Here is a 9,635-nt window from a genome sequence, read left to right on the forward strand (position 1 = left end):
CTGCTGCTGAGCCTGCTGAGGCTTTTTGTTGCCCATCTACAGGCCGTCGTCTTGGCTTGGCTGGGGCGCTCGGCCTGTCAATACCGCGGTCAGGTTGCGCCGACTGCCGCGTGAGGCAATTGTTCAGGGCGGACCAAGTACACGGACTTGTGACGATGTATATTATGTCAACTAATGTGCATCGTTGGGCGCAGCACCCAGCCAAGCTCCTCTCACTTCACCACACGCTCCTTTCTCTGTTCCGAGCCCTGCCGCCCTTGGTGAGAGGTTTCATCTTCCTTGCGCAGCACACTGAAGCTGCCGTCGCCCTCCATGTAGGCCTCGGCCACCTCGGATGGGTCCTTCACGCCGTTCTGCCGTAACGCCGTCATCAGCTCATCCATCGTGATGAATTCGCGACGAAGATTGCGCCGTTGAACCTGCCCGTGATGGATAAGCAGCAAGGGCCGAGGCATGGCCACGCGGCGCACCAGATGGAACCGAAAGCTCGCCCAGTCGAGCAGCACGTTCCACGCAATCAGCGTCGACACCAGCAACATGCCCTCCGGCACCGTCTTGTAATCACCGGCCATGGCGTTCTGCGCGGCATCTGCCACGATGACCAGCAGCAGCACATCCGCCAGGCCCACCGCGCCGACATCCCGGCGCAGCACGAAACGAAAGATGGCGAACAAGAACCAGTACATCATGGTTCCGCGCAGGACCACTTCGATCGGGTCCATCGTGAACGACAGCATGTCTGTCAGCATGGGAAGCACCTCGCGCCTGCCCGGGGCAATTTCCGCACCCGGCGGCGCTGGTGGTGTGTCCCCCCTCTGTACCGTTGCCATCTGTAAACGCACCCTTCGCCCCCGACAGGCGCCGCGTCATGGGCCTATGATTCCGGGTCGCGCTGCGCTCCATGCCAGCCCCTGCTTCTCGTGATGACCGCCGCCGGCATGCCGGCAGGCCCAGACTGTCCATGATCTTCCGCTCCTCCTCCCGCCGCGTCCACGCGGCGTTGCTCCTCGTCGCCATGTGGGCGACCACACCGCTCACTGCTGTCGGCCAGACGCTCGTTCCGCCGCCCGCCATCGAGGCCAAGGCCTACCTCCTGATGGACTACGAGTCCGGGCAGGTCCTGATGGCCAACAACGCCGATCAACCCCTGCCCCCGGCTTCGCTCACCAAGATGATGACCAGCTACATCGTCGAGCAGGCGCTCAAGAGCGGTCGCATCAAGCAGGGCGACATGGTGTCTGTCAGCCAGAACGCCTGGTGCCGCGGCTCCAGCACCGAGTCCTGCATGTACCTGCCGCTCAACGGGCAGGCCAGCGTGATGGACATGCTGCGCGGCATCATCATCCAGTCCGGCAACGACGCCTCCAAGGCCATGGCCGAACACCTGGCCGGCACGGAGGCCGCCTTCGCGCAATTGATGAACAAGGAGGCCAAGCGGCTGGGCATGAACCACAGCCAGTTCGCCAACGCCACCGGTCTGCCTGCGCCCAACCACCAGGCATCCGCCCGTGACCTGGCCATCCTGGCCCGCGCCATCATCCGTGACAGCGCCGATTACTACAGCATCTACGCTGAAAAGGAATTCAAGTACAACGGCATCAAGCAAGGCAACCGCAACGCCCTGCTCTACACCGACCCCACCGTCGACGGCCTGAAGACCGGCCATACGAACGATGCCGGCTTCTGCCTGGTGGCCTCCTCGCGGCGCAACGGCATGCGGCTGATCTCGGTGGTGATGGGCTCGTCCAGCATGCAGTCGCGGGCAGACCAGACCCGTGCCATGTTCAACTGGGGTTTCAGCTCGTTTGAAAGCGCCAGCCTTCTGAAGGCGCAGGCACCGGCCGGCGTGGGCAACGTCAAGTTCGGTGTGGTCGATCAGGTGCGCGCCGGGGTGCCGAAGGACTGGACCGTGCTGGTGCCGCGTGGCCAGGCAGCGCAGGTCCGCACGGCCGTGCAACTGCAGCCCGATCTGGTAGCGCCGATCGCCAAGGGCGCCGTCATCGGCAAGGTGGTGGCCACGGTAGATGGCAAGCCGCTGGCCGAGCAGAACGTGGTTGCTCTGGACGCGGTGGAGCGCGCAGGCTTCTTCAAGCGCACCTGGCAGCAACTGCAGGGGCTGTTTCACTGACTGAATCGTCGGTGATACGCAGGGGGGGCGCTAGGGTAAGCCTTGAGCGCAAACCGCGCCGCCCTCCCTGTCATTCCGGTACGATTTCCACATGGCATGTACCGGTTGCAGTGACAGGCTCGGGCCCGTGACGGGCGCCGCCAGTGAAACACGCCTGCAGCCGTCCTCTTTGCCGGTGGCTGCCCTGCCCTCCCATCCTTCCGGGCAGGAGGTGGGTCGCATCGACGACCTGCTCGACGAGGGATGGCGCGGCCTGCGTTTCCCGCGCGATCTGGAAGCCCGTTTCCTGAATGACACCGCGGCGGAGCGGATACGCCGGTTGCTGCTCAACAGCGTCTTCGTCGCGGCGGCGTTCAATCTGTTCCTGGTGTCCGATTACCTGATGGTTCCAGATCAGTTCGATCTGGCCCTGCGGTTGCGGCTGCTGGTGTTCACCCCCCTGCTGTTCGCCGTCATCATCGTGCTGGCCAGACTCAACCTTCCCCGCGTGCGGGAGGGGATGGCCGCGGTATCCGGCATGGCCGCCGCACTGATCTCTGCCGGGCTGTGTGTGCTCAGCACCGATGTCCTGGCGCCGGCTTACCTGGTGAGCCTGACCTCCATTCTCACGTTTGCCAGCGGTGTGGCACGGATGCGCTTCCGTCCGGCTCTGGGGCTGGATGTGTCCGTGGTGCTGTTCTGTCTCGTCTCGGCCTGGCTGATGCGCGAGCGCGCTCCGGCCGCTCTGCTCATCCCGGTGGTGATGACGGTCGTGGCCACCGCGGTGTTCACCTTGTATGCCAGCTACACCATGGAAAAGGACGAGCGTCGCAACTGGCTGATGCGACTGCGCGAGCACCTGTTGCTGGACGAACTGGCATCCGCCAATGAAGACCTGGATCGGGTTTCCCGCAGCGACATGCTGACCGGCGTGGCCAACCGCCGTCACGTGGACGAGTTCCTGGCTCAGGTCTGGGAGCGCGCCCGGATGGATGGCACCGAGGTGTCGGTGATGATGATCGACGTGGACCATTTCAAGGCTTACAACGATCGTTACGGCCACCCGGAAGGGGATGCCTGCCTGCGCGATGTGGCCACCACCCTGAAACGCCGACTGCGTCGCCCCACGGACCTGGTGGGGCGGTTCGGCGGAGAAGAGTTCATCGCGGTCCTGACCGATACCCCGCTGAGCACGGCTCAGGCGGCAGCCGAGCGTGTCCGCAAGGGGGTGGAAGGCCTGAACCGGCTGCACTCCGCCTCGAGCACGCACGCCATCGTCACCGTGAGCGTCGGCGTGGCGTGCATGCGGCCCTCGGCCCCGCACGCCACGCCTGCACAACTGATCTCCGCCGCGGACGAGGCGCTCTATCAGGCCAAGCACCTGGGCCGCAACCGTGTCTTCGCTTTCGGCACAGCCGACTGAGGCCCCCCATGTCCTCTTCCTCGCCCTGGCCTGCCTCGCCCTCGCTGCCCCGACCGGTGGCCAGCAACCAGCCTGTCTGGGAGGACCGCACGGAATTGCAGCGGCTGCTGGATCACGGCTTTCCATGGCTGCGCTTTCCGCCCGATTTGGAAGCCCGCTTTCAGCAGGACATGGTGGCCCAGCGCTTGCGTCACTTCCTGCTCAGCGGGTTGGTGGCCCTGCTCGTCTACAACGGGTTCCTCGTGGTGGATTACCTCATGGCCAGCGACGTGTTCTGGCTGGCCTTGCAGATCCGGCTGCTGGTCTTCACGCCGTTTGCGCTTCTGGTGCTGTACGTGTACTGGCGCTGGGGCGACCACATTCTGCGGTGGCGCTCACCGGCCCTGATCGAGGGGCCGGTGCTGTGCAGCGGCCTGATGGCGGCGGCCAGCCTGGCGTTCATCCTGTCGAGTTCGTCCACGCCCCTGAGCCACTACTACCACGTTGGCTTCATCATCGTGATCATGTACGGCAACATCGTGCAGCGCCTGCGCTTCTGGATGGCCGTGCCCTTCTCGCTCGTTGTGTTGTTGATGCACCTGGGCGGCGTCGTGGTGCTGGACAACATGCCGCCCCGCCTGCTGGGACCCATCGTCATCATGGTGCTGGCCACCATCGTGTTCACGCTGGTGGCCAACTACACGCTGGAGCGTGATGAGCGCCGTCACTATCTGCTGACCCTGAGGGAGCGTGCCCTGGTGCAGGAGCTGGCCCAGACGCATGAGCGGTTGATGGACCTGAGCAAGGTCGACGGCCTCACCGAGCTGGCCAACCGACGCCATTTCCAGGATTACCTCGAGCAGGTGTGGCGGCGTGCCCAGCCGGACCGCGCCCCACTCGCCCTGCTGATGGTCGATGTGGACCATTTCAAGAAGTACAACGACCGCTACGGTCACCCGGCCGGCGACGCTGCGCTGAGGCAGGTGGCGCGGGTGCTCGAGTCCAATGTGCGCCGCCCGGGGGATCTGGTCGCCCGTTACGGCGGCGAAGAGTTCGTGGCCGTGCTGCCTCAGACGTCGGCAGAGACGGCCTTGCTGGTGGCCGAACGGGTGCGCGCCGCGATCGAGGCCCTGGCGTTGCGTCACGAGGTGTCCAACGTGGCCCGAGTGCTGACCGTCAGCGTGGGCGTGGCCCATGGCGTGGCGGGCGACGTGGCGTCACCGGAGGCTCTGCTCAAACAAGCTGACCAGGCGCTTTACCAGGCAAAGCGCGAGGGGCGCAACCGCACGCGCCTGTTGCAAGGCCCACTGCCTCAGCCCAGCCAGGCGCTGTGATGGCCCGGGTCAGGCGTTCACGCCCTCGCGCACGTCGACCGGGTCCAGGTGCGTCATCACATCGAGCACGGGCAGCTGGCGCATGACGCCATCGCGTGCGGCGGTGGCAATGTCATGCCCCTGGCGCACCGTCAATCGGCCGTCGACTTCCAGGTGGGCGTCGACCATGATCATGTCGCCCATCTTGCGCGTACGCAGATCATGCACACCCTGCACGCCCGGGGTCTGCTCCAGGATGGCGCGGATGGACTGAACCTGCTCCTCGGACACCGAGCGGTCCATCAGGTCATGGAGCGCGCCCCAGCCGAATTCCCAGCCCATCTTGCTCACCATCAGGCCGACGATCAGGGCCGCCACGGGATCGAGCAAGGGGTAACCCAGCAGGTTGCCCCCGATGCCCAGGGCCACCACCAGCGATGATGCGGCGTCGGACCGGGCATGCCAGGCGTTGGCCACCAGCATGCTGGACCGCACCTTCTCGGCCGCTGCCAGCATGTAGCGAAACAGCAGTTCCTTGGACACCAGGGCGGCCAGGGCCACGTACAGCGCAATGGGCTGAACCTGAGGAATGTCCTCTGGCGTGCTCAGCTTGTGGACAGCGCCCCAGAGCATGCCCACCCCCACGCTGAGCAGCAAGGCGCCGAGTGCCAGCGAGGCGGCGGTCTCGTAGCGGTGATGTCCATAGTGGTGGTCGTCGTCGGCCTCCTTGCGGCTGTGCCGATTGGCAAGGAGCACCACGAAATCGGAGACCAGATCGGACAGCGAGTGGATGCCATCCGCGATCAAGGCCTGGGAGTGCGCGAGCACGCCGATGACCACCTGCAAAGCGGTCAGCACCAGGTTGACGACCACGCTGACCCACGTGCTGCGTTCAGCCACAGCGTGGCGCTCTGGCGAATCCTGTTCGGGGTCGTCTTGCGGTGAGAAGTCCATGAGGGGCGCGGATCAGCCCAGCCAATCGATGTGGTGACCCAGCTTGCGGGCCTTGGTGCCCAGGTAGCGTTCGTTTTCGGGCTGCACGTCGCTGCGCACGGGCACTCGCTCTTCGATCTGCATGCCATGGGCCTGCAGGGTGTCGACCTTGCGCGGGTTGTTCGTCATCAGCTTGACCGACTTCACACCCAGGTGGTCGAGGATCTGCACCGCCACGTCGAAGTTGCGCAGGTCGGCCGCAAAACCCAGGTGCTGGTTGGCCTCGACCGTGTCCATGCCCTGGTCCTGCAGTTGATAGGCGCGCAGCTTGTTGGCCAGGCCGATCCCTCGCCCTTCCTGCCGCAAATACACCACCACCCCACTGCCCTGCTTGCCGATGCGGTCCATCGCGAAATGCAGTTGGGGGCCGCAGTCGCAACGCAGCGAACCGAACACGTCGCCCGTCATGCACTCGGAATGGACGCGGACCAGGGCGCTGCCGGCGACATCGCCCATCACCATGGCCACATGCTCCAGGCCGGTGGCCTTTTCACGAAAGAGCTTCATCGTGAAGGTGCCGTGCTCGGTGGGCACGCGGGCCTCGGCCAGGAACTCGACCAGGGCAGACGTGACCGGGGTCAGGGCGCTGGCAGCGATGGGGCTGTCTGAATCAGGACGGGACATTCGGTTTCCTCAGGGGGACCACATTTTGCCAAAAGCAACCAGATGGGGGCGCACCTCCTGCAAAAACACCCTCGAGCGGAAAAAATAGTGAAGCTGCTTGACCCGTCCGGTGGGTCAGGCCACACTGATCCGCATGAGTTACGCATCCCTGCACAAACCAGCCGCCTCCCGATGGCTAGCCCGACCGGCTGGCGGTGCAGGTGTGTGCGCGGAGTAAGCTGAAGCAATTCCTCTTTTCTCCCCCCGAAACCCTCCTCACGCCAGCCTTCGTCGGCTGGCGTGTTGCTTTCGGGATCACGCTGCGGTTTGCGTCCCCGAGCGCCATGCCAGCCGGCCTTGTCTTCCACTTGTTGAAGAAAGCGCCTTCTGTCATGCATGCCGCCCCCTGCCCCCACCCGGTTCATTCAGCCACCGCCAACCGTGCCGCGCTGCCGCCCGTGCTGCTGCCGCAGGCATCCCGGGACCGTGAAGAGGAACGCGGGAGCCACGAGGGGGCGATGGGTTGTCCGGCCTGCGGGCACTCGGGCACCCTGTCACGGCATGCACGCCGGGACAGTTGGTGGCGCGATGTGCCGCACGAGGGGCAGCCTCGTGTTCGCCGCGGGCAGATTGTGCGGTGGCGCTGCCCAGGCTGTCGTCACACCCATGCCCGCTTGCCGGAGTGGGCTGACCCGGCCCGGCGGGCGACGCGGGCGCTGGTGGCCTGGGTGCGCCAGGAAGCGGCGCAAGGACGGGGCGTGGCCCAGCTGGCCCGCTTGTGCGGAATGGATGAGAAGACGGTCCGGATGATGCTGGCGGGTGCGGCTGTGCAGAGGGAATAGCGCACGCCCTCTGGACGGCAGAGATGCAGACCGCTACGATACTGTTTATTCATACAGTATCCACTATGCACTCTGCCCTGCCTGCTGCCTTCGGGGGGCCCACAGATCGATGGGGAACCCTGGAAAGTCGTCTGCCCGCCCATGTGGCCCGCGCCATGTGGCGTGGCCGCGACCTGGGCTGTGGGCCGTCCGATGTGCTGCCCAGCGGTTTTGCCATGCTGGATGCCGAGTTGCCCGGCGGAGGGTGGCCCACCCGCAACGTGATCGAAGTCCTGCAAGCGGCTCATCAGCAGGCCGAATGGCGTCTGCTGAGTCCCGTGCTGGCTCGCCTCATGCAGCGGGGGGCTCCCTTGTTCCTGGTGGCCCCGCCCCACGTGCCGGGGCTGCAGGGCTTGCATGCAGAAGGGGTGCCAGCCCGGCAGGTGATCTGGGTGCAGGCGCACACCCATGCCGAGCGCCTGTGGGCGACAGAACAGGCCCTGAAAGCTGGCGGACTGAGTGCCGTGCTGGCCTGGCTGCCCCAGGCCCGGCCGGAACAACTGCGGCGTCTGCAGGCCTGTGCGGGGCGGCATCCCGGCCTGTGTGTGGTGTTCCGTCCCATGGTGGCCCAGGCAGAGGCCTCCGCTGCGCCACTGCGACTCCGGCTGGAGTTGGGGCCCTGGCCGAGTCCGTTGCAGGTGCAGTTGCTCAAGCGACGCGGCCCTCTGCACGAGCAGCCTTTGGCGCTGGCGCGCTGGCCGGCGGGCCTCAAGCCTTTGCTGCCAACCTTGCTGCCCTTGAAGCGCCCCATCCCGGGCCCGGCCGTGCCCGTCGCGGTCCCGGCTGAGGCCGGCCTGCCCGCAAGGGAACCGTCGGCTCCATCCGAATGGCCCGCCGAGTCCCCGCGCCAGCATGCGGTCGCGGTGTCTGGTGTGATCGCCCCCAACTGAGCCGGGCTCAGCCTTGCCATGCCTTGCTGGACAGCCCTCATTCCTTCTGCCATGTCGCCGCGACTTGAAGCGGGCAACGACACGCCCCTGCCCGATGCCCAGATGCTGGCATGGTGGGCACTGGGTTTCACCCCCCGGGTGGCCTGCCTGGAAGACGCGGTGGTGCTGGAGTGGCAGGCCAGCCAGCGTCTTTTCGGCGGGCGCAGAGCCTTGATGCGGCAGCTGGAGCAAGGTGCCGAACAGGCCGGGTGCCAGGGATGGGGGCATGCTCGTACGGCGTTGGGGGCGCTCGCCCTGGCTCGCACCCCCCGCCCGCACCCTCGTCAGCTGGATGCCCTGCCCTTGACCAGCCTGAGTGCGCTGGCCACCCATGAGGCCACCCTCAGCCGAATGGGGTGCCGCACGCTGGGCGATGTGGCCCGCCTGCCGCGTGATGGCGTGAGCCGGCGGTTCGGGGCGGCTGTCCTGCAGGCGCTGGACCAGGCTCGCAGTGTCGCGCCCGAGGCGTTCACGTGGCTGAGCCTGCCCCCGGTGTTCGATGCGCGTCTGGAGCTGCCGGGCCGCGTCGACCAGGCTGATGCCTTGCAGCCCGCTTGCGACTGGTTGCTGGCACGGCTCGGCGCCTGGCTGGTCGCACGGCACATGGGGGTGCGCAGCTTCACGTTGCGCTGGCAACACGATGGGCAGCGCCGCGATGCCGCGCGCAGCGGCGAGCACACGGTTCGGCTGGGAACGGCCACGGCCGATGTGGTGCGCCTGCGGAGGCTGGTGGCCGAGCACCTGCGCCGGCTGGCGTTGTTGGCGCCCGTGGGCGAGATCAGCCTGCATGCGGCCGACATCGCCCCGGTCGAGGCCTGTGAAGACGACCTGTTCCTGGCCCACAGCCAGGATGTGGCCTGGCATGCCGATGCGTGGCAGACCCCTGCGTGCAGACGACACCAGCACGATGCCTTGACCGCCTTGCTGGAGCGCCTGAGCGTGCGTCTTGGCAGCGAGCGGGTGCGCACCGGACAGCTGCAGGATGACCATCGCCTCGGGCTGGACCAGGCCTGGTTGCCCTGGGCGCCACAGGGCCGCTCACCGTCATCGAACACCCCGGGTGTCCACCATGGGCTGCCCCATCCGGCCTGGGTGTTGCCCGTACCCCAGCCCCTGCATACCGAACAGGACGCCAGCGGACAGGTGCATCCGCTGTACCACGGGCGCCTGGCCCTGCTGGCTGGACCCCATCGGATGGACACCGGCTGGTGGGGGCTGGATGCGGCGAACGATGCGATCGGGATCGCTCCTGCCCCGTGCGCCCCCACGTCATAGCTGGCAGCAGGCTCGGCGACCTGACAGGTGGGGGCGCACGGGGCAGGAGCGATCCCGATCGCATCGTTCGCCGCATCCAGCCCCCACCAGCCGGTGTCCATCCGATGGGGTCCAGCCAGCAGGGCCAGGCGC

The 9,635-nt window shown here is 66.6% G+C and carries 9 protein-coding genes; 6 read left to right on the plus strand and 3 right to left on the minus strand.

Annotation, left to right across the window (positions count from 1 at the left end; genetic code table 11):
- Positions 1-212: 212 nt before the first annotated feature.
- Complete coding sequence (locus QZ709_RS00540; RefSeq protein WP_294635466.1) at positions 213-749, minus strand: DUF421 domain-containing protein; 537 nt, start codon at positions 747-749, stop codon at positions 213-215.
- Between the two features lie 212 nt (positions 750-961).
- Here QZ709_RS00540 and QZ709_RS00545 point away from each other — a divergent pair, with 212 nt between their 5' ends.
- The 3 genes from QZ709_RS00545 (at position 962) to QZ709_RS00555 (ending at position 4,843) form a co-directional block, all read left to right on the plus strand.
- Entirely contained in the window at positions 962-2,128 is a 1,167-nt protein-coding gene (locus QZ709_RS00545) for a D-alanyl-D-alanine carboxypeptidase family protein (protein WP_294635467.1), read from the plus strand.
- A 91-nt stretch (positions 2,129-2,219) separates the two neighbouring features.
- Positions 2,220-3,530 carry a diguanylate cyclase gene (locus QZ709_RS00550; protein WP_294635468.1) on the plus strand — a complete coding sequence of 437 codons (1,311 nt, stop codon included), beginning with the start codon at positions 2,220-2,222 and terminating at the stop codon, positions 3,528-3,530.
- An 8-nt stretch (positions 3,531-3,538) separates the two neighbouring features.
- Complete coding sequence (locus QZ709_RS00555) at positions 3,539-4,843, plus strand: diguanylate cyclase (RefSeq protein ID WP_294635469.1); 1,305 nt, start codon at positions 3,539-3,541, stop codon at positions 4,841-4,843.
- A 9-nt stretch (positions 4,844-4,852) separates the two neighbouring features.
- On the opposite strand, the gene QZ709_RS00560 is transcribed toward QZ709_RS00555, so the two are convergent.
- On the minus strand, positions 4,853-5,776 hold the full coding sequence (locus tag QZ709_RS00560; RefSeq protein ID WP_294635470.1) for a cation diffusion facilitator family transporter: 924 nt from the start codon (positions 5,774-5,776) through the stop codon (positions 4,853-4,855).
- A gap of 12 nt (positions 5,777-5,788) precedes the next feature.
- Positions 5,789-6,439 (minus strand): GTP cyclohydrolase II, encoded by a 651-nt coding sequence (gene ribA / locus QZ709_RS00565; RefSeq protein WP_294635471.1) that lies wholly within the window; start codon positions 6,437-6,439, stop codon positions 5,789-5,791.
- A 497-nt stretch (positions 6,440-6,936) separates the two neighbouring features.
- Between ribA and QZ709_RS21265 the strand changes: the two genes are divergently transcribed.
- From QZ709_RS21265 to QZ709_RS00575, 3 genes are all read left to right on the plus strand, one after another.
- Complete coding sequence (locus tag QZ709_RS21265) at positions 6,937-7,260, plus strand: helix-turn-helix domain-containing protein (protein WP_366937130.1); 324 nt, start codon at positions 6,937-6,939, stop codon at positions 7,258-7,260.
- Positions 7,261-7,415: 155 nt separating this feature from the next.
- Positions 7,416-8,189, plus strand: a complete 774-nt coding sequence (imuA, locus tag QZ709_RS00570) for a translesion DNA synthesis-associated protein ImuA (RefSeq protein WP_294635472.1) — start codon at positions 7,416-7,418, stop codon at positions 8,187-8,189.
- Positions 8,190-8,240: 51 nt separating this feature from the next.
- Positions 8,241-9,503 carry a DNA polymerase Y family protein gene (locus QZ709_RS00575; RefSeq protein ID WP_294635473.1) on the plus strand — a complete coding sequence of 421 codons (1,263 nt, stop codon included), beginning with the start codon at positions 8,241-8,243 and terminating at the stop codon, positions 9,501-9,503.
- Positions 9,504-9,635 lie beyond the last annotated feature (132 nt).

This window comes from uncultured Aquabacterium sp. (assembly GCF_913773725.1).
In the GTDB taxonomy this organism is placed as follows: Bacteria; Pseudomonadota; Gammaproteobacteria; order Burkholderiales; family Burkholderiaceae_C; genus Aquabacterium.

Bases quoted from the DNA above. Each gene is read 5' to 3' on its own strand.
- QZ709_RS00540 (WP_294635466.1), bottom strand. From the start codon at position 749: ATGCTGACAGACATGCTGTCGTTCACGATGGACCCGATCGAAGTGGTC.
- QZ709_RS00545 (WP_294635467.1), top strand. From the start codon at position 962: ATGATCTTCCGCTCCTCCTCCCGCCGCGTCCACGCGGCGTTGCTCCTC.
- QZ709_RS00550 (WP_294635468.1), top strand. From the start codon at position 2,220: ATGGCATGTACCGGTTGCAGTGACAGGCTCGGGCCCGTGACGGGCGCC.
- QZ709_RS00555 (WP_294635469.1), top strand. From the start codon at position 3,539: ATGTCCTCTTCCTCGCCCTGGCCTGCCTCGCCCTCGCTGCCCCGACCG.
- QZ709_RS00560 (WP_294635470.1), bottom strand. From the start codon at position 5,776: ATGGACTTCTCACCGCAAGACGACCCCGAACAGGATTCGCCAGAGCGC.
- ribA (WP_294635471.1), bottom strand. From the start codon at position 6,439: ATGTCCCGTCCTGATTCAGACAGCCCCATCGCTGCCAGCGCCCTGACC.
- QZ709_RS21265 (WP_366937130.1), top strand. From the start codon at position 6,937: ATGGGTTGTCCGGCCTGCGGGCACTCGGGCACCCTGTCACGGCATGCA.
- imuA (WP_294635472.1), top strand. From the start codon at position 7,416: ATGTGGCGTGGCCGCGACCTGGGCTGTGGGCCGTCCGATGTGCTGCCC.
- QZ709_RS00575 (WP_294635473.1), top strand. From the start codon at position 8,241: ATGTCGCCGCGACTTGAAGCGGGCAACGACACGCCCCTGCCCGATGCC.